This is a genomic window from Faecalibacterium sp. AF28-13AC, assembly GCF_003478405.1.
GTDB lineage: Bacteria > Bacillota > Clostridia > Oscillospirales > Ruminococcaceae > Faecalibacterium > Faecalibacterium prausnitzii_E.
On record NZ_QUFG01000008.1, the window covers coordinates 38,958 to 61,200 of the forward strand.

Here is a 22,243-nt window from a genome sequence, read left to right on the forward strand (position 1 = left end):
CAATAACGCCCCAAAGACGAAAATATTACAGGAATCTCCGAAACTATTTTTGCTTCACCCGTTTTCACGCCAGAATGCCCCGCCGCTGGTCTGGAACAGCAGCCAGGGGTTCACGCTCTTGCTGCCCAGCTTGAAGTCCATGGTCATCTCTTCGCCCAGCGCACCGACGGCCTGCCCTTTCTGGACGGTCGTATTCCGGCTGACGGAGAGGGTCTGCAGGCCGTAAAGGTAGCTGCGCAGGCCGCAGCCGTGGTCGATGACGACGGTGTTGCCGGTGAGGGCAAGATTCCCGGCAAAGACGACGACGCCGTCCGCCGGAGCGCGGGCCGGGTCGCCGGGGATGGTGTAGAGTTTGGTGGAGTTGGAGCGGGAACCCTGCTGGCCGTTCGTGACCTTGACCTGACCGAAATCCAGCAGGATGAGATAGTTCTCGGCCGGGCAGATGAACCCGCCGGACCAGAGCTTCTCCCGCACAGGCAGCTCATACAGCGGCCAGATGTTGTTCCGGAACTCGGTGTTTGCGGCCTCGGTGGGGGCCGGCCCGGCCTCGACCTCCGCAGTGCCGAAGTCTTTGGGCAGAACGGTCAGCGTCCGGGAAATCGTCTCCCCGTTGACCGTGATGCGGATCTCGTGGGCTCCGGCGGAGGCGTTGTAGGCCGCAGGGATGTAGGCCCGCCAGCCGGAGGGGCTGCGGGTGCACGAAACACTGCCGAGGTCGGTCTCCAGGGTGGGGGCCGTGTCCCCGGCCATGCCGGTGATGGCGACGCCTACGATGCCGCCCTGCTCGACCCGCTCAGCCGAAAGCTCGACGTTGGCGCTGGCCTGCAGCGTGAACCGGAAGGAGAACCGATACCAACCGGTGGGCCGGGCCGGGTGTTCCTGCCCCCAGTTCTTATGAATGGCACCGTTGGTACCGCCGTCGAACTGGGTGGAAAGAAGGTCATTCGGGAGCCGCCAGACTGTCATCGTGGCCTTGTAGCTGCCGTTGGCCGGGAAGAGGAAGTCTTCATACTGCCCGGCAGAACCGGCGAACACGAGGCTGCCGACGTCGGTCTCGATGGTCAGGGTGGTGTAGGTGGCCCAGTCGGGCAGGGCGAGTGCCGGGTGGGCATCGTACAGTGTGCCCAGCTTTTGCACGGTAAGGGTGTCCGGCTCGGCAAAGACCCTGTCGAGCACACCGCCCACCAGCGGCACCTGCCAGCAGGAGCCGTTCACTTCCAGTGCCTGCCCGCCGAACTGTACGTCCGCCGCAGGGCGGGCCCCCTCGCCGGTAAAGGAATAGCTCACGGCCATTACGGCCCCCAGCAGCACGACGACGCCCAGCGCGACGCCGATGATCCAAAGAAAAAATCGCTTCATGATATGTAACATCCTCCTGACATTGTGCAGGGCCCGGCAGTATGGGAGCCGCAGGCGGGTCTGAAAAACATGTCCGACCTGCCAAAGGCTCCCCCCTTTTTTGGAGGGAGCTGGCGTGTCAGCGCCTGAGAGGGTTGCAAAAAGGGCGCACGCGGCGGGTCAGGAAGTGACCACCGGGTGCGCCCTTCAGCGGATCGGTTATTCTTCTGCGGCGTCCTCGGCAGGTGCGTCGGCGGGTTCCGCCTTGTCTTCGCCAAACAGCAGGCGCTCGTACTCGTCGAGCTCCTTCTCGCGGCGACGGAGATAAACGGCCACGGCGGCCAGTGCACCGGCGATGGCGGCCAGCGTAGCGATCACAGCGATCAAACAAGATTTCTTCATAGGTTCAGCACACTCCTTTTTTGGGTCGGAACGATGGGTCCAGAACATCCTTTGTGTCGGGGTGGCCCTTTTCGCGGTGGGCCATGGAACCGCCCTTGCAGATATCGTGTAGAAATATCGCGTTAGGAATATTATACCCGGAATGCAAAAAAATTACAACTGCCAATCCGTAAATTTTCATCGACCTGCACGAAAAAAGTTAAAATGCAGCGGCCAGCAGTTTGCGGTACGCCTTGAACGCACCGGGCAGGGTGTACGCGGCTTCCAGCTGTTCCGGGCTGGCCCAGACGCAGCCGGCGGGGGTGGGCTGGCGCTCTGCCGTGAAGAGATAGCCGCCCATGTGCCACTCGATGTGGCTGAAGATGTGCCGGGCCGGGCGGAGGGCTTTGGCGGCATCGGGGGTGCAGACGACGCCCAGCGCCGCCAGGCGGGCGCGGGCCTCGTCGGCGGAGAGAGATTCGTCCTCCCAGAGCACCGGCTGCCACAGGCCCGCCAGCAGACCCTTTTCGGGCCGCTGCTGGAGCAGGACGCCCTCCGGGCTGCGGACGAGCGCCAGCGTCACCGGCTCGATGCGGCGGGCCTTGGGGGCCGCTTTGCGGGGCAGGGTGAGGGCCGTCCCGGCGGCATGGGCGGCGCAGAGGTGGGCCAGCGGGCACTGCGCGCAGAGCGGGGCACCGTTGGGTACACAGACCAGCGCACCCAGCTCCATCAGGGCCTGATTGTAGTCGCCGGGGGCAGCCGGGGGCTGGTGTTCCATGACACGGGCCGTGAATGCCCGCTTGACCTTGGGGTCGGTGATGAGGCGGTCGTCGTTGTACAGACGGGAAAACACCCGCAGCACATTGCCGTCCACTGCAGGCACCGGCAGGCCGAAGCTGATGGAGGCGATGGCACCCGCCGTGTAGTCGCCGATGCCGGGCAGGGCGCGGAGGGCATCGTAGTCGGCGGGCAGTTCGCCGCCGTACTGCGCACAGACGAGCTTTGCCGCCTTTTGCAGGTTCCGCACCCGGCTGTAGTAGCCCAGACCCTCCCACAGTTTGTGGAGCTTTTCCTCCTCGCAGGCGGCAAGGGCGGGGATGTCCGGCAGAGCGGCAAGGAACCGCTCATAGTAGGGCAGCGCCGCCGAGACGCGGGTCTGCTGCAGCATGATCTCACTCAGCCAGACATGGTAGGGGGTGGGGTCGGAGCGAAAAGGCAGGATGCGGTGGTTCGCATGGAACCAGTGGAGCAGGGCGGGCGAAATGTTTTCCACGAAATGTTACCTCGATGTTGAAAATGGATCAAGAAAAGCCTCTCCGTCAAAGCCTGACAGCTTTGCCAGCTCCCCTGCTAGGGGAGCCTCTGGCGAAAAGGGAACGTTTCCCGTTCTGCCAAGGCCTCTCCTCGGTAGGAGCGGTGGCATTGCGAAGCAATGACGGAGAGGTTTCCTCATTTTTTAGAATCCGTAAGCGGTGCGGGGGAACGGCAGGACATCACGGATGTTCTGGATGCCCGTGAGGTACATGATCATGCGCTCGAAGCCCAGGCCGTAACCGGCATGCTCCACGCCGCCGAACTTGCGCAGGTTGAGGTACCAGTCGTAGCTGGATTTGTCCAGCCCCAGCTCGTCCATACGAGCTACCAGCTTGTCGTAGTCTTCCTCACGCTGGCTGCCGCCGATCAGCTCGCCGATGCCGGGCACCAGCATATCGGCTGCGGCCACAGTCTTGCCGTCCGGGTTCTGCTTCATGTAGAAGCTCTTGATCTCCTTCGGGTAGTCGGTGACGAAGACGGGCTTCTTGAAGACGACCTCGGTCAGGTAGCGCTCGTGCTCGGTCTGGATGTCCACGCCCCACTCGACGGGGAACTGGAACTTCTTGTTGTTCTTCTTCAGCACCTCGATGGCGTCGGTGTAGGTGATGCGGCCGAATTCGCTGTTCGCCACCAGCTCCAGGCGCTCGATGAGGCCCTTGTCGATGAACTGGTTGAAGAAGGCCATCTCGTCGGGACAGTTGTCCAGCACATAGCGGATGACATACTTGGTCATGGCCTCGGCGGTGTCCATGTAGCCGTTCAGGTCGCAGAAGGCCATCTCCGGCTCGATCATCCAGAACTCGGCGGCGTGGCGGGTGGTGAAGCTCTTCTCCGCACGGAAGGTGGGGCCGAAGGTGTACACCTTGCCAAAGGCCATGGCCATGGCCTCGGCCTCCAGCTGGCCGGAAACGGTCAGGTTGACCGGCTTCTCGAAGAAGTCCTGGGTGTAATCGACGGTGCCGTCCTCGTTCTTGGGCACGTTCTCCAGGTCGAGGGTGGTCACGCGGAACATCTCACCGGCGCCCTCGCAGTCGGATGCGGTCAGCAGCGGGGAGTGTGCGTAGACGAAGCCGTTCTCCTGGAAGAACTTGTGGATGGCATAAGCAGCCACGCTGCGGACGCGGAAGGCGGCGTTGAAGGTGTTGGTGCGGGGGCGCAGGGTGGGCATGGTGCGCAGATACTCCATGCTCATCTTCTTTTTCTGCAACGGGTATTCGTCGGCGGGGCAGTCGCCCAGGATCTCGACGGAATCGGCGTTCAGCTCAAAGGGCTGCTTGGCCTGCGGGGTCAGCACGATGCGGCCCACGATGCGCAGGCTGCTGTAGAGGCCGGTGTGGATGACGGCGTCGTAGTTTTCCAGCTTGCCGGCTTCCAGCACGACCTGCAGGGTCTTGAAGCAGCCGCCGTCCGACAGGGCGATGAAGCCGATGTTCTTGGAGTCGCGGATGTTCTTTGCCCAGCCGCAGACGGTCACGACGGTGCCGTCGGCGGGGGTGTTCTTGTACAGCGAAACGATCTCAGTGCGTTCCATGGTATCTCCTCCGATGTAAAATAAAAAGACAGCTTTGCCCTGAAGTTTCAGGGCGAACAAGCTGTCTTGTAATGTCCGCGGTGCCACCTGAATTACCGGAAGTGTCCGGTCGCTCACGCGCTCATCTCAAAAAGAAAGCGCTGCCCTTGTAACGCGGGGCGCAGCGGCGCACCTACTGGCAGTTTTGCAAAAAACTGGGGTTCAGGTTGCAGCTCCTGGGTGTTCGTTCGCGCAGGGGGCGCTCACGGCTCGCAGCAACTGCCGTGTTCTCTGGAAGCGTCCCGGATGCGTTACTTTTCCCGATCTGTGCTTTTCGGTAATTCTAAAAATAGCACAGGAAAGCGGCTTTGTCAATCAAAAATCAAGACTTTGTCTTGCATTCCGGGCCGAAAAATGATATCATCTAAAATGATATGTTGTGCGCTTTATACCCATCCTGTTTCCGGGCGTTCCGGGGAGGCATCCCGCGCTGCAAACTCTCTGTTGTTTTAGGAGGACATTTATGACTGAAAACCAGATCCCGTATGAGCAGGAAGAGGAGATCAACCTCGTTTCCCTGCTGTTCACAGTCCTGCGCAAATACCGGCAGATGGCGGCCGCAGCCCTGGTCTGCGCCGTACTGTTTGCAGGCGTGGCTGTTGTGAAGAACATCTCGTGGAACGCCGCCGTCCAGAAGGCGGCAGAAGAGGGCGAGACCGCACCCCGCACTTCGGCCCAGCAGACGTATGAAGAGGACATGGTCGAGTACCGCGAAGCACAGAACAAACGCGATACCGACGTGCAGAGCTACAACCAGCAGCTGCGCGACAACGAGCGTTCGCAGCAGACGGTCCAGTTCAACATCGACAACGCCGAAGAGTACATGGAAAAGTCCGTCCTGAACAGCATCGATCCCTACAATGTCTACAACGCCAGAGCGGATCTGTACGTCACCACCGATTATAAGATCATGCCCGGCATGGACTACCAGAACCCCGACTACACCAGTTCGGTCCTGAGTGCATACACCTCCCTGCTGACCAACCACGAGGCCATTTCTGCCATTGCAGAGCAGTTCAACATGGAAGAGCGGTATATGCGGGAGCTGGTCAGCGTCTGGGGCGACGACTCCACCCGCCTGCTCTCCATCAGCATCAACGCAGCATCCGAGGAAGATGCCACCGCCATTCTGGACGCTGTCATCGCCCGGATGAACGGCCTGTACGAGACGATTGAGTCCACCGTGGGGCACCACAGCATCACCCTGCTGTCCCGCACCAGCAGCGTCACCGTGTCCACCGACCTGCGCGACCAGCAGCAGAACACCCGCGACAACCTGACCAGCCTGCAGAACCAGATGACCGATCTGCAGGCGCAGCACGACCTGCTGGAGCAGAACATCCAGAAGGCCGATCAGGACCTGGCTGCCCTCGAAGTGCCGAAAGATCCGGGCAACGGCAGCTCCTCTCTTGTGAAGTTTGCCGTGATCGGCTTGGTCCTCGGCGTGGTCCTGGTAGCCGGCGCTGCGGTCGTCAAGTTCTTGACCGCCGGCCTCGTCTACTCTGCGAAGGACCTCAAGTCCACCTGCAATCTGCCCGTCCTCGGTACGCTGGCCGGTGCCGCTGCCCGGAAGGCAGTCAAGCTGGACGCCAAACTCAACAAGCTGGAGGGCCGCCCCGATGGCAGCCGCGACGACGAGACGGTGCGCCTGATCGCCGCCACCATTGCCAGCCGTGCCCCCAAGGCTGATCGCATCCTCGTCACCGGCGATCTGCCCGCAGAGCAGCTGTCTGCCCTGACCGCCCAGCTGCAGGCTGCCGACACCCTCCGCAGCCGGAAGCTGACCTGCGCCGAGAGCGTACTGGTCTCCTCCACCGCCGTTCTGGAAGTCAACGCCGCCGACGCGGTGGTGCTCGTGGCCGACTGCAGCTGCTCCCGTTACAGCAGCGTGAACGACCAGAAGGAGCAGATCGCTCGTCTGGGCAAGACGGTTCTGGGCTGCGTGGTATACGAATAATGGATCTTGCCCGCTCAGGTATGGCGCTGCGATGCCTGAGCGGGCTTTTTTATTGCAAGGCCCTGATCAGCCCCTCGGCGGCCAGCTGCCCGGCGTACAGGGCCTCATTGAGGTTGTTACCATGGCCGCCCACCTCGATGAGCAGGCTTCCGGTGGTGAGGTCCTGATTGTAAAAGCGGTAGCTGAACAGCACGGGCCGGGTGAGGCCGGGGAATGTCCCCTCCATCGCCCGCTCCCATGCGGCGGCGAAGCGGAGGTTCTGGCGGTAGTTGGGCAGGGAGATGCTGCCGCCGTTGTCACACCCGCAGATGATCATGACCTGAGCCGCCTGCTGGCCGTTCACGGTGCAGACCGGGGCCATCCGGGAGCCGTTCTCGGTCTCGATGGCGTCGCGGTGGACATCGAGCACCACCTTGATGCTGGGGTATTGGGCTAAGTACTGCTGCACCACAGCGCGGCTGTTGGCGTAGCTGCCGGTGTAGCTGGGGTAGTCGTTCAGGGTCTCGTCGTGGAGGGTGTTCAGCCCGGCGGCATTGAGGGTGTCGGCCATGACGCGGCCCACGGCGCACATGTTATAGTTCCGGTCGGTGGTGCGGGAGCCGTCGCCGGGGCGGAACCACAGCCCGGCCGAGAGGCGGTAGTCCTCGGTGGCGTGGGTGTGCATGATGAGGATCTGCGGCTCCGGGCTGTTCCACTCCACCTGAAAAGGCAGGGGGTTCTGGATCTCTGCCGCGATGTCTGCCGCCGGGACGCGGGTGTTGTTCTTGATGCTGCCCGCCCCACAGGCCACGTATTTTTCGCCGCTGCCCTGCGGATAGGTCTTTTCGAGGACGGTGCCTGCGTCTTCGGGCCGGGCGTCGTCGCCTTCCAGCGGGACGAGGTAGGAGCGGTCTGCGGCGGCGGGCAGAGATCCCGGAGCGGGTTCGAGGACTTCGGGCGGAAGCGCTTCTGCCGCAGATTCGCCGCTCTGCGCGGAGGCGGCCTGCTTCCGGCTGAGAGAAAGGGCCGTCTGCGCGGCGGGCAGCGGCCCGATGATGAGCGCCGCCAGACTGAGCACCAGCCCATGGGCAAAAACGGTCAGCGCCAGCATCAGCGCCGCCGCCCCGGCCAGACTGAGCACCGGCCCGGCCCCGAAATCTCCCTGCCTGCGGCGCATGGCGGACACCTCCTTCCCTCTTGATAGGGTATGAAATGAACCTGTAGAGATAGAACGTTTCGTGCCGGAATGCCAAGGCCTCAGCTCGTCAGCCAGCCCAGCTGGGCAATGCTCAGGCGGGGCTGCAGGGCACGGTTGATGGCCGCGGCCAGCAGGGCGGCCCCGTGGGCGATGACGCTGTCCAGCTCGCGGGGGGTCACCACAAGGTCGCTGCCCTCCTCGGCCTGCATCAGGGTCGGGATGCCTGCCGCTACGACCGGCACCCCCAGCCGGGCAGCATCCAGATGGCGGCTGTGGCCGGGCTGGGCCGGGAACAGCCCGGTGTCCGAGAATTGCAGGGTCCGGCCCAGCCGCTCTGGTTCGGAAGAGCAGAGGCTGTCCACGCAGAGCAGGGCAGCGGGGCGGATCTCCCGCACCAGTGCCCCGGCCAGCTGCTGCAAACTCAGCCCGGTGGCAGCCGACACGCCCGGTGCCACTGCCGCCACCGGCCGGATGCCCTGCACCGGGACGGCATGCTGCCCCATCGTGACGAAAATTTTCTGCACGGTCCGGGGGCCGAGGGCATCGGAGGTCACCCGCCGGTTCCCGACGCCCAGCACCAGCACCGGCCCTGCCGGAGGCAGCAGGGCCTGCAGCTCTGCCGCAGCCGGTTCGATGACCGCTTCGTCCCGCTCGTCCAGCAGGCTGACGCGGGGCACTTCCAACGTCACGTACCGCCCGCGGGGGCGCTCCAGCCCTTCGCGCGCGATCTCCACCCGCGTCACGGTCACGCCGCCGCGCCTGGCTGTGGCCACCCGCACACCGGTGGGCGGCGCACTGTCCGGTGCCCGGAACAGCTCATCGGCAAGGTCTGTTTCCCGCATGATTCATCCCGCTTTCCCATCTGAAATTTGCATTTGGGGCCGTTTTGGCCCGGATTTACAGCTTCAGTATGGGATTTTGAAAACTTTTCTAAACAAAAATCGAAAAAAGGCTTGCGCTGGTACGGCAAATATGGTATCATAAGGTGCGCTGTTATAGGTAGCCAAGGAGGTGGAACGAATGCCTAACATCAAATCTCAGAAGGACCGCGTCGTGCAGGCTGCAGCTGAGCAGGCTCACAACAAGGCCATTAAGACCAACCTGAAAACAGTCGTCAAGAAGGCAGACGCTGCCATCGATGCTAAAGCCGCTGACAAGGACGCAACTGTCCTGGCTGCTGTTTCCGCGATCGACAAGGCTCGCGCTAAGGGTGTCATCAAGAAGAACACCGCTTCTCGCAAGATCAGCCGTATGGCAAAGCGTGCAAACAAGAACGCTTGAGTTCATGCCTGATCGAGTGATCGACTGACGAACAAAACCTCTGTGCCGGTTTCCGGTGCGGGGGTTTTTGTTTTTTTGCATCCTACCACCCGCCGTGCGCGAACCGGCGCGAAGCAGCGCCGCTTTTTATTGTGGGCTAGTTCTGGTCGTGGCTCCGGCCGACCCAGGAGCAGACCACGCCGCAGACGAGGCTGGTGGTGATGCCGGCGGCAGCGGCGGTGAGCCCGCCGGTGAGGATGCCGATGGCCCCCTCCTCCTGCAATGCGGTGCGGACGCCTTTGGCCAGCAGGTGGCCGAAGCCCAGCAGCGGCACGGTGGCCCCGCACCCGGCCAGCTCGGCCAGCGGGGCGTACCAGCCGAGGGCCGACAGCACGACCCCCGCGACGACATAGCCCGTCAGGATGCGGGCAGGGGTCAGGCCGGTCAGGTCGATGAGGATCTGCCCGGCGGCGCAGATGCCGCCCCCGATGACGAAGGCCCAAAGATAGTTCATGATGCGGCTCCTTTCTCCGGCGCAGCCAGCTCCACCAGATGGGCGACGGCCGGGATGCTCTCCTTTTGCAGAAAGGTGGTCTGGCTCATCAAGGCTCCGGTGGCGAGGAAGAGCACCCGCTTCTGGGTGCCGCGCTCCAGCCGGGGCAGGATGTGGGCGCAGAGCACCGCCGCGCAGCAGCCCGCACCGGAGCCGCCGCTCTTCACGGCCTGCTCGTTGGCGTCGTAGAGGATGCAGCCGCAGTCCACATGGTTCTTGATGAGCAGGCCCTCGGCGGCCAGCAGCTCCCGGAAGAGCTGGCTGCCCACATGGCCCAGGTCGCCGGTGTAGATGGCGTCGAAATCCGGCGGCTCTGCGTAGGTGTCCCGCAGGTAGTGCAGCAGGGTCGCGCTGGCGGCGGGGGCCATGGCTGCGCCCATGTTGTTGATGTCCCGAATCTGATAGTCCTGCACCCGCCCGAAGGTCACGGCCCGGATGCCGACCCCCTGCCCGGCGGGGCGCAGCAGACAGGCCCCGGCGGCGGTGGCCGTCCACTGGGCGGTCGGGGTGCGGACGGCTCCATAGCTCAGCGGGGTGCGGAACTGGCGTTCGGCGGTGCAGAAATGACTGGATGCCATGGCCAGCAGGCCGTCGGCCAGCCCGGCCGAGCAGAGCGCAGCCCCCAGCCCCAGCGCTTCGGCCATGGTGCTGCAGGCCCCGAACAGCCCCGCATAGGGGATGCCCAGTGCCCGCATGGCGTAATTGGAGGCCGTGCACTGGGCCTGCAGGTCTCCGGCCAGAGCCAGACTGACCTCTTTCTCAGTGATCTGTGCTTTTTTCAGGCAGAGCCGCGCCGCCCGCAGCTGCAGCTGGGTCTCGGCGGCTTCCCAGCCGGACTGGCCGAACCGGTTATCGGCGCTCAGCGCATCGAAGCCCGCCGCAAGGGGGCCTTCCCCCTCTTTTTTGCCGCCCACCGCCGCATGGGCCGCGATGACGGGCGGAGTCTGGAAAATCAGGGTGTCGCCGCGCCGGGTCGCCATGAGAAATTCCTCCTTTCAGGGATGTTTTTTTGCGGATTTTGTGGTATACTGGAAAATCGCCGGGAGTGTGCAATCTTTGCGCCCGGCAAAGCGTATGGTAAGTGAGAGGGATCAGCCGCCCAGCAGCCAAAGCACCCCGCCGTACAGCACCGCAGCCAGTGTGCCGTACACGATGACCGGCCCGGCGATGGTGAACATCTTGGCCCCGGTGCCCAGCACGCGGCCCTCGGTCTTGAACTCGATGGCCGCGCTGACCACGGCGTTGGCGAAGCCCGTGATGGGCACCAGCGACCCGGCCCCCGCGCGGGCGGCGAGCTTCTGGTAAAGGCCCAGCGTCGTCAGCACCGCCGAGAGGGCGATGAGGGTGCAGCTGGTCAGGGTACCGGCAAGGTCGGCTTCGAGCCCCAGACCCAGATACCACTGGCGGAGCACCTCGCCCAGCAGGCAGATGCCGCCGCCCACGCCGAAAGCCCACAGGCAGTCGGTGCCCAGCGGCGAATGCGGGCCTGCCCGCTGTACCCGCCGCGCATATTCCTGCGCTGTCAGTTTCATGCAGAACACCTCCGGGGATAGGATGTCCCCAGCCCGGAGAGAATATACAAGGAGAAGCCTTATGAATCAACGACCTGTGAACCAACCGCACCGCCGCATGACCCGCGCCGAAGTGCGCCGCCGCCGTCGCAGCCGTGCCATCCGCCGGGTGGCCGGGCTGACCGTCGCCGTCTGCCTGTTCGTGGGCGGGGCTGCGTTCCTGCTCAACCGCCACGCCCCGGTGCCTTCCGCCAGCGCGGCCAGCGCCCCGGCGGAGGATGCGGAGAACAGCCTGCTTCCGGCAGCGTCCAGCACCGTGGAGGAGACCAATGGCAATGCTCTGGGCCTGACCGCAGACGAGGCCGCTGCCATGCTGGCCGACCCGCTGATGGTGCTGGTGAACCACACCAACAAGATGCCGGACGACTATACCTTTGAGACCAAGGAGTGCGGCTCGAAGACCGCTGTGAACAAGACGCTGCAGACCGTGGCATGCGATGCCTTTCTGGAGATGCAGAAAGCCGCTGCCGCCGAAAATGTGACCATCTGGATGCAGAGCGGCTACCGCAGCGTCAAGTACCAGACCGGTCTGTACGAGCGGAAGACGAAATACTACACCGACCAGGGCTACGACCTGGCCACAGCCAAGGAAAAGGCGGCGGCGGTCGTCAACCCGCCGGGCTATTCGGAGCACAACTGCGGTCTGGCCGCAGACCTGAACAGCCCGGAGCACACCGGCCTGGACGAGGGCTTTGAGAACACCACGGCCTTCCGCTGGCTGTGCGAGCACGCGGCAGATTACGGGTTCATCCTGCGCTACCCCAAGGGGGCCGAGGCCCAGACCGAGATCACCTACGAGCCCTGGCACTGGCGCTATGTGGGCGTGGAAAATGCCCGGAAGATCAGCGCCAGCGGCCTGTGCTTCGAGGACTACATCGCCCAGCTGCACACCCTTGCGGGCTGAGCGGAAAAGCGCTGGCAAAGACCGGTGAAGAAACCGTAAAAATTTGCGCGAACCTTTGCATTTCCGGCAAGGGTATGGTAAGATAGCAATGGCCCGGCCAGCCGCGCCGGAAGGCACAGCGCCGGGCTTGAGTGTAATGAATGCAAAAGAAGGAATAATCTATGAAGATCCGTTCAAAACTGATACTGTCCGCTGTGGCTGCCACGCTGGGCTGCGCTCTGCTCGCAGGCTGCGGCGGCGCGGCTTCCTCTTCCACGGCGTCCTCGGCAAGCCCGGCGGCGTCCTCGGTGGTGCTGTCCCAGGCGGAGAGCGCCCTGCCCGACGACGGCACCAACAGCCCCGATGCGCTGGCCGACGAGGTAGATGCGCTGCTGGAAGCGAACCCCATCTCCAACCAGTTCGAGATCGCTGCCATGAACATCGAGTACGATTTCGGCCTGAAGGCGGAGGATGTGGCCAGCTATAAGGGCGTGAAGAGCAACGACAACGGCGACGCCGGTCTGGTGCTGGTCATCGAGCCGGCAGAGGGCAAGGCCGAAGAGATCGTGGAGGCCCTGAAGGCCTACCAGCAGGACCAGGTGGCCTTCTACGGCAACTATGCCGAGTTTGCCGCGGCACAGGCCAATGTGGAAAATGCCGTCATCGCCAACAGCGCCGACCGCGTGGTGATGGTCATTGCCTCCAACGCGTGCACGGAAGACCTGACCGACGCCGTCAACGGCGTTCTGCTCAAGTAACAACGATCATCGTGGGCCGGTGCCTTGGCGGCATCGGCCCTTTTTCAAAGGAGGAACACCTTGGTTTTCAGCACCATCCTTTTTCTGTTCCGGTTTCTCCCCATCACGCTGGCGCTCTATTACCTTGCGCCCGCCAAACTCAAGAACACCGTGCTCTTTGTGTGCAGTCTGGTGTTCTACTGCTGGGGCGAAGTCCGGTTTTTCCCGGTCATGCTGGCCCTCATCCTCATCAACTACCTCTGCGGCCTGGGGCTGGAACGCATGGAGGACAAGCCCGCCGCCCGCACGGCGCTGCTGCTGGTGGCTCTGGCGGGGAGCCTGGGGATGCTGTTCTATTTCAAGTATGCGAACTTCGTCCTCTCCAGCCTGAACAGCCTGTTCGGCACTCAGTTCGCGGCCATTCAAGGCATCAGCACCCTGCCGCTGGGCATCAGCTTCTACACCTTCCAGACCCTTTCCTACACCATTGATGTCTATCGCCGGGATGTGAAGACCGAGCACAACATCATTGATTTTGGTGCCTATGTGGTCATGTTCCCGCAGCTCATCGCAGGCCCCATCGTCAAATACCGCGATGTCTCGGCTCAGCTGCATGTCTACGAACATCGCTACAGCCTCCGGCAGATCGAGGAGGGCATGACCCTGTTCACCTTCGGTCTGGCGAAGAAAGTCCTGCTGGCGGATGCCGTGGGCGCGCTCTGGACCGACATCATCGGCATCCAGAACAGCCCCTCCACCACCTATGTGGGTCTGGGCAATGCCTCCACGGCGCTGGTCTGGCTGGGCGTCATCGCCTATTCTTTGCAGCTGTATTTCGACTTTTCCGGCTATTCCATGATGGCCATCGGCATGGGCAAGATGCTGGGCTTTGATTTCCCGCAGAACTTCAACTACCCCTATATCTCGCGCTCCATCACGGAATTCTGGCGGCGCTGGCACATGACCCTGTCCGGCTGGTTCCGGGAGTATGTCTATATCCCGCTGGGCGGCAACCGCAAGGGCCTCAAACGGCAGATCTTCAACCTCTTCGTCGTGGAGCTGCTCACTGGCATCTGGCATGGCGCGGACTGGAACTTCATCTGCTGGGGCCTGTACTACTTCATCCTGCTGGCCGTCGAGAAGCTGTTCCTGCTGAAATACCTCGAAAAAGGCAAAATCTGGCCGCATGTCTACACCCTCTTCCTCGTGGTGGTGGGCTGGGCCATGTTCGTGGGCAACGACTGGGGCGTCGGGTTCAACTACCTGTTCTATAAGCTCTTCGTGCCTGCGGGCGGCGTGTCGCCGGTGTATTTCCTGCGGAATTACGGTGTGCTGCTGGCGGTGTCGGTGGTCTGCTGCACCCCGCTCATCGAAAAAATCTGGGACCTGCTGAAGAAGCGCACCGCAACGCGGGTGGCCACGGTGCTGGTGCTGCTGGTGCTCTCCACGGCCTATGTCGTGGGCAGCACGAACAGCCCGTTCCTGTATTTCAATTTCTGAGGAGGACGTAAAGCATGGATCCGAAAAAGCGTGTTTCCTCCCTGAAGCAGTACCCGGTGCTGGCAGCTTTCACCCTGTTCTTCGCGGCGCTGTTCGTGCTGGACCTGGTGACGCCGGACCGCGCCTACAGCGAGCTGGAAAACACCACCCTCACCCAGCGGCCCAAACTGACGGCCGTGTCGGTGGATGGGCTGAACAACTATTTTACGAACTATACCAAATATGTGAAGGATCAGGTCTTCGGGCGGGACCAGTGGATCAGCCTGCAGAGCCTGGCCGAGACGACCCTGTTCCAGAAGACCCAGAGCGGCGGTATCCTGCTGGGGCGGGAGCACCGGATGTTTGCCCGGCGCTACCGCGTTCTGCCCACCGAAGAGCGGGTCTGGAACAAGAATCTGGCGGCGGTGCAGTTGCTGGGTGAGCGTTACCCCGGCAAGGTGAGCTTCATGCTCGTGCCGTCGGCCTCGGTGCTCTACCCGGAAGACCTGCCCCTCGCTGCGCCCCAGATGGACGAGGAAGGGCGGATCGACGAAGCGAAGGCGGCGCTCCCGGCGGTGCAGTTTCTCCGCGTCACCGATGCGCTGCGGGCGCACAAGGACGAGTATCTGTACTATCGCACCGACCACCACTGGACGACGCTGGGGGCTTACTACGCCTACGAGCAGTTCTGCGAAGCGCAGGGCCTGACGCCCTTTGACCGCAGTGCGCATTCTGTGGAGACGGCGGAGGATTTCTACGGCACCCACTACTCCAAGGCGCGCACCTGGAATGCCGAGCCGGACACCATCACCTGGTACGATCTGCAGAATCGGCTCACCATCTGGAACGTCACTGCGCCGGGCCAGCCCACCGAGGGCACACAGACCGACCTGTACGATACGGGCAAGCTGGACGTTTACGACAAGTACGCCATGTTCCTCCACGGCAACAACGGCCTGAGCCGGGTGGAGGGCGACGGCACCGGCAAGATCCTCGTCATCAAGGACAGCTACGCCAACAGCTTCGTGCCGTATCTGACGGCAAACTATGCGGCCATCGATGTGGTGGACTTCCGCAATTACAACTACGGTCTGGACCAGCTCATCGCAGACAACGACTACGACGCCATCCTGGTGTTGTACAGCTATTCCAGCTTTACCAGCGACCCGTATCTCTACCGTGCGGGCGTGGCAGGCTGAGCTGTGAAAAAACGCAGTCCTTTTTCACAAACTTTTCGTGAAGTTTTCATGCGACTTTCCGATTTTTCACAGTTTTGCACAGAATCTATTGCAGAAAATCGACAGACGTAGTAAAATGAGCGTATAAAGAGTGAGTGAGGAATGCAGCAGGGTTGCTGTATGCGGCGGAGGAACAGAAACCGTCGAAATGAGGGAAAACGAAAGATGAAGAACGAACTGAAGATGCCCGCACACTGCGCCGTGGTGTCGGAGGATGAGATGACTTATGTTGAGGGCGGCAGTTATCTGGATGCGCTCTCGACGGCGGCAACGGTCGTAGGAGCTGTGGTGCTGGGTGCCAGCTATGTCTGGGGCATCGGAACGGCCCGCAGCTGGCTGAGCCAGAAGGGAAACCGCAAGGGCAATGTCTTTACGGTGATCGGCCGTGCACTGGATGATATCGGCGAGGACATGAGCCAGAGCCCGTCCAACTTCCTGCGGGATGTGGTCTCCACCGCTGCGGTGGTGGGTCTGGCTCCGGTCAGCGTGGTGCTGATGCTCATCTGAGCAGACAGCCCCGGATGCCTCTTGGAACCCCTTAGCATTTGTTTGGAAACCTGCAGTGCAGCGAATGCACTGCTTGGGATATTATTGCTTTTTCAAAGGAGTGTTATTATGGAAAACAAGATGAAGATGCCCGCGAACTACAACGTCATGAACGAAGAGGAAATGACCTATACGCAGGGCGGCAGCGCTATTGGTGCTATTTCTGCTCTGGCTAGCACCGCATTCGGCATCTGGAACCTGTACAACTACTACAAGGGCATGGTCGCTACCCGCAACTATGTCGCAGCGCACAAGGGCCAGGATACCGCAGCTCTGCTGGAGGGCGGCATGAACACCTATGTGAACTACCTGCAGAAGGATCTGATCAGCGCATTCAAGGGTATCTGCGCTGGTACGGCTGCTGTCGGCCTGTGGCCCATCACCGCTCTGGTCGTCATCACTGCCTAAAATATTGAGGCCAGACAGCCCGGAGTCCTCCAAAGAACAATGAAAAGCGGCGGCTCTCCCCAATCGGGGCGGGCCGCCGCTTTTTGTTGTGTTTTGGAGAAAAGTGTGCTATTCTAATACCGGAAGACGCTGTGTCCAGAACGCAGGCGGCAACTCCCTACCGGAAGGTCTTGTTATCAGCAAGGCGCCGGGAGGGCGACTTTTGTAGTTTTTGTCCCCCGGAGGCCTTGTGGCTGAAAGGGGGGATGTCAAATGACATTGACTGAGGTTCTTGCACTGTTGGCGCTCATCATCAGTTTCCTGGGATTGATCGTCACAGTTATCTACGACACGATCGATATCGTGCTTCGCATCAAAGAGTTTCAGACCAAAATTGGACAAAAGAAATGACCGCCCACGCTTGCCCAAGCCGACGGTCATTCTTTTGACGATATGCCGGTAAGGAGCTAGCCGTTTGTTGGGCCAGCGCCTTCCTTATTTGTAGTATATCCGGTTTTGGACGGATTGTCAAGATTTTGTGTGGCTGTTCCGTAAGTGCGGGCCGCCGCTTTTTGTTGTGTTTTGTAGAAAAGTGTGTTATTCTAATATCGGAAGACGCTGTGTCCAGAACGCAGGCGGCTGTCTTACCAGCAAAGTTTGTTTCGGGTTCCTTGAAATGAACGGAATGCTGGGAGGCAGGCTTTTTTGAAGTGGAACCTCCATCTCGCAGCATAACGAGAGAGGAGGGGATGTCCTATGTCTCTGATGGAAACGCTGACGTTGATCGGATTGATCTTTACGTTTGTCGGGCTGATGGTACAAATCGCAGTTGCGGTTTTTAACATTACCTGGAAGATTTCACATGAGCAGAAAGACAACAACAGAAAGAAAAGCAAGTAACCGCCTCAGCTTCCCAACTGTCAGTTACTTGCTTTCTTTCTTCATGATAGAAACAAACTGCTGGTAAGGGTTAGCCGTTTGTTGGGCCAGCGCCTTCCTTATTTGTAGTATATCCAGTTTTGGACGGATTGTCAAGATTTTGTGTGACTGTTCCGTAAGTGCGGGCCGCCGCTTTTTGTTGTGTTTTGTGACCCGGTTACGGAAGCGGGGCGGCATTTGGGGTATACTAAGACCAACGAACAACAAACACACCCGCAGGAGGTAGAAGATATGGAACCCATTACGATCACGACCGAAAATTTTGATGCCGAGGTGCTGCACAGCGAAAAGCCGGTGCTGCTGGACTTTTGGGCCAGCTGGTGCGGCCCCTGCCGGATGCTCTCGCCCATCGTGAACGAGGTGGCCGAGGAGCGCAGCGACGTCAAGGTGGGCAAGGTCAATGTGGACGAGCAGCCGGACCTCGCCGCCCAGTTCGGCGTCATGAGCATCCCCACGCTGCTGGTCTTCCAGAACGGTCGGCTCGTCAATCAGGCGGTCGGTGCCCGCCCGAAGAGCGGTGTGCTGGCCCTGCTGGATCGCTGAGCCGGCCCCCGAAGAATCGCGTTTTGCCCCGCTGTGCGCATCCTGCGCCCGGCGGGGCATTTTTGCGCTTTGGGGAGCGGTGCGTTTGCGGAACACATCATCTGATTTGCCGGTACGATGAAACAATTTCGCGTTTCTGTACAAACGCACAGAAAAACGGTAAGATAAAAGAGAAAAGTTTGATGCTTCCGTGCTTTACAACTTTATCAAGATAAAGTAAAATAAATTCAAGAACGATTTCGCAGAGCAAATGGCGCGGACGGTGTCGCACACAGGGCGGGAAAGAGGAAAGGGAAACCAGCATGGGATTTGATCTGTCGGATCTGCAGCCGAAGGAGCGAGCCTCCTTTGCGCTGCGGGCACTGTATGAGGCGGCGGGCTGCCGCAAATACCACATGGGCCGCTTTGAGGAATACGGTCTGTATCAGGAGAACCGGAGCTTTCTGTCGTCGGAACAGGTCATCACCTTCACCGACCTGGACGGACGGTTGCTGGCGCTCAAGCCGGATGTGACCCTCTCCATTGCCAAGACGGCCCAGCCCGCCCCCGGCGAGACGCTGAAATACTACTACCACGAGAACGTCTACCGCCCCTCGGCGGAGAGCCACACCTTCAAGGAGATCGCGCAGATGGGCCTGGAGATGCTGGGCGCCGTGGGCGAAGCGCAGGTGCAGCAGGCAGTCGGGCTGGCGGCAAAATCGCTGGAACAGCTGGGCGCGGCCTGGGTGCTGGAGCTGAGCCACATGGGGTATCTGTTCGGTCTGCTGGATGCGCTGGCAGTGCCCGAAACGGCCCGCCCCGCCCTGCTGGACCTGCTGCGCGAGAAGAACGCCCACGAGCTGCGGGCTGCCGCAAAGGCCGCCGGGCTGGACGATGCCGGGGCCGATACGCTGTGTGCGCTGCTGACCCTCTGCGGCGGCTGCGAAGAGACGCTGGCCCGCGCCGAGGCTTTCTGCAAAAACGACCGGATGCGGGCCGCTGCCGCCGAGCTGCGGGCGCTGACGGGTTCTCTGAGCGCCGGGGGCGGGAGCGTCCGGCTGGACCTCTCGCTGGCGGGCGAGATGGAGTATTACAACGGGCTGGTCTTTCAGGGCTATTTGCAGGGCCTGCCCCGCCCGCTGCTCAAGGGCGGACGCTACGACCTGCTGATGCAGAAATTCACCCCCGGCGCGGACGCCATCGGGTTTGCGGTCTATCTGGATGAGCTGGACCGCCTGAGCGCCCCGCTGCCGCCGGTCCAGCAGCAGAAGATCGATCGGGTAATGCTGAATGTGGCTCTGCCGAAAGGCCGTCTGGGCGATAAGGTCTATGGCCTGCTGGCCCGCATCGGCTACGGCTGCGCCGAGGACTACAATGCTACCCGGAAGCTGGTGGTCGAGAACCCCGAAGCGGGCATCCGGTATTTCCTCGTCAAGCCCAGCGATGTAGCCATCTACGTCGAGCACGGCGCGGCGGATGTGGGCATCGTGGGGAAGGACATCCTCACCGAAGCCTCCGCCGACGTGTACGAGCTGCTGGACACCGGCCTCGGCAGATGCCGGATGTGCGTGGCAGCGCCGAACGACTATCAGGACGACCCCAGCCGCCCGGTGCGGGTCGCTACCAAATTCGTGAACATCGCCAAGAACTACTATGCGTCCATCGGGCGGGACATTGATATCATCAAGTTGAACGGTTCCATTGAACTGGCCCCTATCCTGGGCCTTTCGGATGTCATCGTGGACATCGTGGAGACCGGCACGACCCTGCGGGAGAACGGCCTGAAGGTCGTGACCGAGTTTCTGCCCATCTCGGCCCGGTTCATCGCCAACAAGGCCAGCTACCAGTTCAAACACCGGGAAGTGGACCGAATGCTCGTACAACTGCGGGAGACCTTACAGGAGGCTGCAAAATGATCAAGCTGTACCAATTTGACGAACTGAGACCGGAAGAAATTCTGAACCGGGACATCCGCGCCGAAAAGAATGTGGAGGATGTCGTGGACGGCATCCTTGCCGACGTCCGCGCCCGCGGTGATGCGGCCCTGAAGGAATACGCTCTGAAATTCGATGGCGCGTCCATCGAAGAATTGCAGGTGACCCAGGCGGAGATCGACGAGGCCTTCGCGAACATGGACCCCTATTTCCTGGAGACGCTGAAAGAGGCCGCTGCCAACATCGAGGCCTTCCACCGCCAGCAGGTGCACAAGAATTTTGTGATGAACGACAAGCCCGGCGTGGTGCTGGGCCAGAAATACACCCCCATCGAAAAGGCGGGCGTCTATGTGCCCGGCGGCACGGCGGCTTATCCTTCTACGGTGCTGATGGATGTCATTCCGGCCAAGGTTGCCGGGGTGTCGGAGATCGTCATGACCACCCCCGCCGGAAAGGACGGCAGGGTGAACCCGGTCATCCTGGCCGCTGCCGCTACGGCGGGCGTGACGAAGATCTTCAAGACCGGCGGCGCACAGGCGGTGGCGGCGCTGGCCTACGGCACCGAGAGCATCCCGGCCGTGGATAAGATCGTCGGCCCCGGCAATATCTACGTGGCCACGGCCAAGCGGAAGGTCTTCGGCAAGGTGGGCATCGACATGATCGCCGGCCCCAGCGAGATCCTGGTGCTGGCAGACGGCGGGTGTGACCCGGCCTGGGTGGCGGCAGACCTGCTGAGCCAGGCCGAGCACGACAAGCTGGCCAGCCCCGTCCTCGTGACCGACAGCGAAGCGCTGGCCAAAGCCGTGCAGGCGGAGCTGGAAGTCCAGATCCCTCAGCTGCCCCGCGCCGCCATCGCCCGCGCCAGCGTGGACGACAACGGCAAGATCATCGTCTGCACCGACTTGCACAAGGCCATTGAGGCCTGCAACATCATCGCGCCGGAACATCTGGAAGTCTGCGTGGAAGACCCCTTCGGCGTGCTGAACGAGATCCGGAATGCGGGAAGCATCTTCCTGGGCCGGAACGTCCCGGAGGCACTGGGCGATTACTTCGCCGGCCCGAACCACACCCTGCCCACCAGCGGCACGGCCCGCTTTTCCAGCCCGCTGGGCGTGGACGACTTCGTCAAGAAGTCCAGCTTCCTCTATTACACCCGCGATGCGCTGGAGGCGGTGGCCCCCCGCATCGCCGATTTTGCCGAGCGCGAGGGCCTGCACGCCCACGCCAGAAGCGTGACGATCCGGTACGAATAAATGGGAAGGCGTTTTCCCCTCTCCGTCATTGCTTCGCAATGCCACCTCCCCCAAAGTGGGAGGTTGAAAAGCTCTCCCTTTGGGAGAGCTGGACGCGAAGCGGCCTGAGAGGGTGAGGACGCTGACAAGGAGATAAAGCGTATGAGTAGATTCCTTTCACCGAGGCTGGATACGGTGACCCCCTACACCCCCGGCGAGCAGCCGCAGGATCAGCAGTACATCAAGCTGAACACCAACGAAAGCCCCTATCCGCCTTCCCCGGCGGTGCTGGAGGCCGTGAGCCGTTCCGAGGTGGAAAAGCTGCGGCTCTACTCCGACCCGGCCTGTACCGAGCTGCTGAATGCGGCGGCAAAGCACTTCGGGCTGCGGCCGGACCAGATCATGCCCGGCAACGGCAGCGATGAGAACCTGTTTTTCGCGCTGCGGGCCTTCTGCGACGAGGAACACCCGCTGGCCTATGCGGACATCACCTACGGCTGCTACGGCGTCTGGTGCGGGCTGATGCACATCCCCAGCCGGATCATCCCGCTGCGGGAGGACTTCACGCTGGACCCTGCCGACTATTACGGCCTGAACACCACCATCGTGCTGGCCAACCCCAACGCCCCCACCGGTCTGGCCCTGCCCCGCAGCGCCATCGAGGGCATCCTGAAGGCCAACCCCGACCATGTGGTCATCGTGGACGAAGCGTATGTGGACTTTGGCGGGGAGAGCTGTGTGCCCCTCATCGACCGGTACGAGAACCTGCTGGTGGTGCAGACCTTCTCGAAGTCCCGCCAGCTGGCCGGTGCCCGGCTGGGTCTGGCCATGGGCAGCGCGAAGCTCATCGCCGACCTGAACCGGGTCAAGTTCAGCCTGAACCCCTACAACATCAACCGCCTGACCCTGAAAGCCGGGCAGGCCGCGCTGGAAGATACCGCCTACTTCGACACCACCCGCGCCGCCATCGTCGAGACGCGCAGCTGGACCCGGCAGCAGCTGGAAGCGCGCGGCTTCACCGTGCTGGACAGCCGGTCGAACTTCCTGTTCGCCCGCACGGCACGGCAGGACGGCGGTACCCTGTACCGAAAACTGAAGGAAAACGGTGTGCTGGTGCGGCATTTCGATGCACCGCGCATCCACAGCTGGCTGCGCATCACCATCGGCACACCGGCCCAGATGCAGGCGCTGCTGGCCGCACTGGACAAGATACTGGAGGACTGAC

23 protein-coding genes are annotated in these 22,243 nt (G+C 61.9%); 14 read left to right on the forward strand and 9 right to left on the reverse strand.

Annotated elements, in window-relative coordinates; all coding sequences use genetic code 11:
• Positions 1-54 precede the first annotated feature (54 nt).
• The 4 genes from DWY95_RS12000 to asnS all read right to left on the reverse strand — a co-directional run bounded on the left by DWY95_RS12000 (position 55) and on the right by asnS (position 4,564).
• Positions 55-1,359, reverse strand: a complete 1,305-nt coding sequence (locus DWY95_RS12000; RefSeq protein ID WP_118553681.1) for a M23 family metallopeptidase — start codon at positions 1,357-1,359, stop codon at positions 55-57.
• A gap of 198 nt (positions 1,360-1,557) precedes the next feature.
• Positions 1,558-1,740, reverse strand: a complete 183-nt coding sequence (locus DWY95_RS12005; RefSeq protein WP_097791814.1) for a phosphatase — start codon at positions 1,738-1,740, stop codon at positions 1,558-1,560.
• A 199-nt stretch (positions 1,741-1,939) separates the two neighbouring features.
• Entirely contained in the window at positions 1,940-2,992 is a 1,053-nt protein-coding gene (mutY, locus tag DWY95_RS12010; protein WP_118553682.1) for an A/G-specific adenine glycosylase, read from the reverse strand.
• 183 nt (positions 2,993-3,175) lie between these two features.
• On the reverse strand, positions 3,176-4,564 hold the full coding sequence (gene asnS, locus DWY95_RS12015) for an asparagine--tRNA ligase (RefSeq protein ID WP_097791812.1): 1,389 nt from the start codon (positions 4,562-4,564) through the stop codon (positions 3,176-3,178).
• 502 nt (positions 4,565-5,066) lie between these two features.
• Between asnS and DWY95_RS12020 the strand changes: the two genes are divergently transcribed.
• Positions 5,067-6,560, forward strand: a complete 1,494-nt coding sequence (locus DWY95_RS12020) for a hypothetical protein (RefSeq protein WP_118553683.1) — start codon at positions 5,067-5,069, stop codon at positions 6,558-6,560.
• 49 nt (positions 6,561-6,609) lie between these two features.
• On the opposite strand, the gene DWY95_RS12025 is transcribed toward DWY95_RS12020, so the two are convergent.
• Positions 6,610-7,716, reverse strand: coding sequence for a stage II sporulation protein P (locus DWY95_RS12025; RefSeq protein ID WP_118553684.1), 1,107 nt, complete (start codon positions 7,714-7,716; stop codon positions 6,610-6,612).
• Positions 7,717-7,796: 80 nt separating this feature from the next.
• Positions 7,797-8,579, reverse strand: a complete 783-nt coding sequence (gene gpr / locus DWY95_RS12030; protein ID WP_118553685.1) for a GPR endopeptidase — start codon at positions 8,577-8,579, stop codon at positions 7,797-7,799.
• Between the two features lie 178 nt (positions 8,580-8,757).
• Here gpr and rpsT point away from each other — a divergent pair, with 178 nt between their 5' ends.
• Positions 8,758-9,018 (forward strand): 30S ribosomal protein S20, encoded by a 261-nt coding sequence (gene rpsT, locus DWY95_RS12035; protein WP_005929709.1) that lies wholly within the window; start codon positions 8,758-8,760, stop codon positions 9,016-9,018.
• Between the two features lie 136 nt (positions 9,019-9,154).
• On the opposite strand, the gene DWY95_RS12040 is transcribed toward rpsT, so the two are convergent.
• The 3 genes from DWY95_RS12040 to DWY95_RS12050 form a co-directional block, all read right to left on the reverse strand.
• The gene (locus tag DWY95_RS12040) at positions 9,155-9,511 is read right to left on the reverse strand and encodes a SpoVA/SpoVAEb family sporulation membrane protein (protein ID WP_097791808.1); all 357 of its coding nucleotides are present in this window, start codon (positions 9,509-9,511) and stop codon (positions 9,155-9,157) included.
• The gene (locus DWY95_RS12045; RefSeq protein ID WP_118553686.1) at positions 9,508-10,530 is read right to left on the reverse strand and encodes a stage V sporulation protein AD; all 1,023 of its coding nucleotides are present in this window, start codon (positions 10,528-10,530) and stop codon (positions 9,508-9,510) included. Before DWY95_RS12045 ends, DWY95_RS12040 begins: the two co-directional genes overlap by 4 nt.
• Before the next feature lie 111 nt (positions 10,531-10,641).
• The gene (locus DWY95_RS12050; RefSeq protein ID WP_097791806.1) at positions 10,642-11,082 is read right to left on the reverse strand and encodes a SpoVA/SpoVAEb family sporulation membrane protein; all 441 of its coding nucleotides are present in this window, start codon (positions 11,080-11,082) and stop codon (positions 10,642-10,644) included.
• Positions 11,083-11,143: 61 nt separating this feature from the next.
• On the opposite strand from DWY95_RS12050, the gene DWY95_RS12055 reads away from it, so the two are divergent.
• The 12 genes from DWY95_RS12055 (at position 11,144) to hisC (ending at position 22,242) form a co-directional block, all read left to right on the forward strand.
• A complete protein-coding gene (locus DWY95_RS12055) occupies positions 11,144-12,025 on the forward strand; it encodes a M15 family metallopeptidase (protein ID WP_118553687.1) in 882 nt (293 codons plus the stop codon).
• Positions 12,026-12,186: 161 nt separating this feature from the next.
• Positions 12,187-12,762 (forward strand): DUF4358 domain-containing protein, encoded by a 576-nt coding sequence (locus DWY95_RS12060; protein WP_118553688.1) that lies wholly within the window; start codon positions 12,187-12,189, stop codon positions 12,760-12,762.
• A gap of 60 nt (positions 12,763-12,822) precedes the next feature.
• Positions 12,823-14,241, forward strand: coding sequence for an MBOAT family protein (locus DWY95_RS12065; protein ID WP_118553689.1), 1,419 nt, complete (start codon positions 12,823-12,825; stop codon positions 14,239-14,241).
• A gap of 14 nt (positions 14,242-14,255) precedes the next feature.
• Positions 14,256-15,419: a DHHW family protein gene (locus tag DWY95_RS12070; protein WP_118553690.1), complete on the forward strand. Its 1,164-nt coding sequence runs from the start codon at positions 14,256-14,258 to the stop codon at positions 15,417-15,419.
• A gap of 204 nt (positions 15,420-15,623) precedes the next feature.
• The gene (locus DWY95_RS12075) at positions 15,624-15,965 is read left to right on the forward strand and encodes a hypothetical protein (protein WP_118553691.1); all 342 of its coding nucleotides are present in this window, start codon (positions 15,624-15,626) and stop codon (positions 15,963-15,965) included.
• A 108-nt stretch (positions 15,966-16,073) separates the two neighbouring features.
• Positions 16,074-16,412 carry a hypothetical protein gene (locus DWY95_RS12080; protein WP_118553692.1) on the forward strand — a complete coding sequence of 113 codons (339 nt, stop codon included), beginning with the start codon at positions 16,074-16,076 and terminating at the stop codon, positions 16,410-16,412.
• A 252-nt stretch (positions 16,413-16,664) separates the two neighbouring features.
• Positions 16,665-16,802, forward strand: coding sequence for a hypothetical protein (locus DWY95_RS17105; protein ID WP_158577560.1), 138 nt, complete (start codon positions 16,665-16,667; stop codon positions 16,800-16,802).
• A 345-nt stretch (positions 16,803-17,147) separates the two neighbouring features.
• Positions 17,148-17,291, forward strand: coding sequence for a hypothetical protein (locus DWY95_RS17110; RefSeq protein ID WP_158577561.1), 144 nt, complete (start codon positions 17,148-17,150; stop codon positions 17,289-17,291).
• 270 nt (positions 17,292-17,561) lie between these two features.
• Positions 17,562-17,873 carry a thioredoxin gene (gene trxA / locus DWY95_RS12085; protein ID WP_118553693.1) on the forward strand — a complete coding sequence of 104 codons (312 nt, stop codon included), beginning with the start codon at positions 17,562-17,564 and terminating at the stop codon, positions 17,871-17,873.
• Between the two features lie 302 nt (positions 17,874-18,175).
• A complete protein-coding gene (gene hisG / locus DWY95_RS12090; RefSeq protein WP_118553694.1) occupies positions 18,176-19,768 on the forward strand; it encodes an ATP phosphoribosyltransferase in 1,593 nt (530 codons plus the stop codon).
• Complete coding sequence (hisD, locus tag DWY95_RS12095; protein ID WP_118553695.1) at positions 19,765-21,039, forward strand: histidinol dehydrogenase; 1,275 nt, start codon at positions 19,765-19,767, stop codon at positions 21,037-21,039. Before hisG ends, hisD begins: the two co-directional genes overlap by 4 nt.
• 141 nt (positions 21,040-21,180) lie before the next feature.
• Positions 21,181-22,242: a histidinol-phosphate transaminase gene (hisC, locus tag DWY95_RS12100; RefSeq protein ID WP_118553696.1), complete on the forward strand. Its 1,062-nt coding sequence runs from the start codon at positions 21,181-21,183 to the stop codon at positions 22,240-22,242.
• The last annotated feature ends 1 nt before the right edge of the window (position 22,243 follow it).

Excerpts from the sequence above, each read along its gene's own strand:
- DWY95_RS12000 (WP_118553681.1), bottom strand. The coding sequence starts at position 1,359 with ATGAAGCGATTTTTTCTTTGGATCATCGGCGTCGCGCTGGGCGTCGTC.
- DWY95_RS12005 (WP_097791814.1), bottom strand. The coding sequence starts at position 1,740 with ATGAAGAAATCTTGTTTGATCGCTGTGATCGCTACGCTGGCCGCCATC.
- asnS (WP_097791812.1), bottom strand. The coding sequence starts at position 4,564 with ATGGAACGCACTGAGATCGTTTCGCTGTACAAGAACACCCCCGCCGAC.
- DWY95_RS12020 (WP_118553683.1), top strand. The coding sequence starts at position 5,067 with ATGACTGAAAACCAGATCCCGTATGAGCAGGAAGAGGAGATCAACCTC.
- DWY95_RS12025 (WP_118553684.1), bottom strand. The coding sequence starts at position 7,716 with ATGCGCCGCAGGCAGGGAGATTTCGGGGCCGGGCCGGTGCTCAGTCTG.
- gpr (WP_118553685.1), bottom strand. The coding sequence starts at position 8,579 with ATGCGGGAAACAGACCTTGCCGATGAGCTGTTCCGGGCACCGGACAGT.
- rpsT (WP_005929709.1), top strand. The coding sequence starts at position 8,758 with ATGCCTAACATCAAATCTCAGAAGGACCGCGTCGTGCAGGCTGCAGCT.
- DWY95_RS12040 (WP_097791808.1), bottom strand. The coding sequence starts at position 9,511 with ATGAACTATCTTTGGGCCTTCGTCATCGGGGGCGGCATCTGCGCCGCC.
- DWY95_RS12045 (WP_118553686.1), bottom strand. The coding sequence starts at position 10,530 with ATGGCGACCCGGCGCGGCGACACCCTGATTTTCCAGACTCCGCCCGTC.
- DWY95_RS12050 (WP_097791806.1), bottom strand. The coding sequence starts at position 11,082 with ATGAAACTGACAGCGCAGGAATATGCGCGGCGGGTACAGCGGGCAGGC.
- DWY95_RS12055 (WP_118553687.1), top strand. The coding sequence starts at position 11,144 with ATGAATCAACGACCTGTGAACCAACCGCACCGCCGCATGACCCGCGCC.
- DWY95_RS12060 (WP_118553688.1), top strand. The coding sequence starts at position 12,187 with ATGAAGATCCGTTCAAAACTGATACTGTCCGCTGTGGCTGCCACGCTG.
- DWY95_RS12070 (WP_118553690.1), top strand. The coding sequence starts at position 14,256 with ATGGATCCGAAAAAGCGTGTTTCCTCCCTGAAGCAGTACCCGGTGCTG.
- DWY95_RS12075 (WP_118553691.1), top strand. The coding sequence starts at position 15,624 with ATGAAGAACGAACTGAAGATGCCCGCACACTGCGCCGTGGTGTCGGAG.
- DWY95_RS12080 (WP_118553692.1), top strand. The coding sequence starts at position 16,074 with ATGGAAAACAAGATGAAGATGCCCGCGAACTACAACGTCATGAACGAA.
- DWY95_RS17105 (WP_158577560.1), top strand. The coding sequence starts at position 16,665 with ATGACATTGACTGAGGTTCTTGCACTGTTGGCGCTCATCATCAGTTTC.
- DWY95_RS17110 (WP_158577561.1), top strand. The coding sequence starts at position 17,148 with ATGTCTCTGATGGAAACGCTGACGTTGATCGGATTGATCTTTACGTTT.
- trxA (WP_118553693.1), top strand. The coding sequence starts at position 17,562 with ATGGAACCCATTACGATCACGACCGAAAATTTTGATGCCGAGGTGCTG.
- hisG (WP_118553694.1), top strand. The coding sequence starts at position 18,176 with ATGGGATTTGATCTGTCGGATCTGCAGCCGAAGGAGCGAGCCTCCTTT.
- hisD (WP_118553695.1), top strand. The coding sequence starts at position 19,765 with ATGATCAAGCTGTACCAATTTGACGAACTGAGACCGGAAGAAATTCTG.
- hisC (WP_118553696.1), top strand. The coding sequence starts at position 21,181 with ATGAGTAGATTCCTTTCACCGAGGCTGGATACGGTGACCCCCTACACC.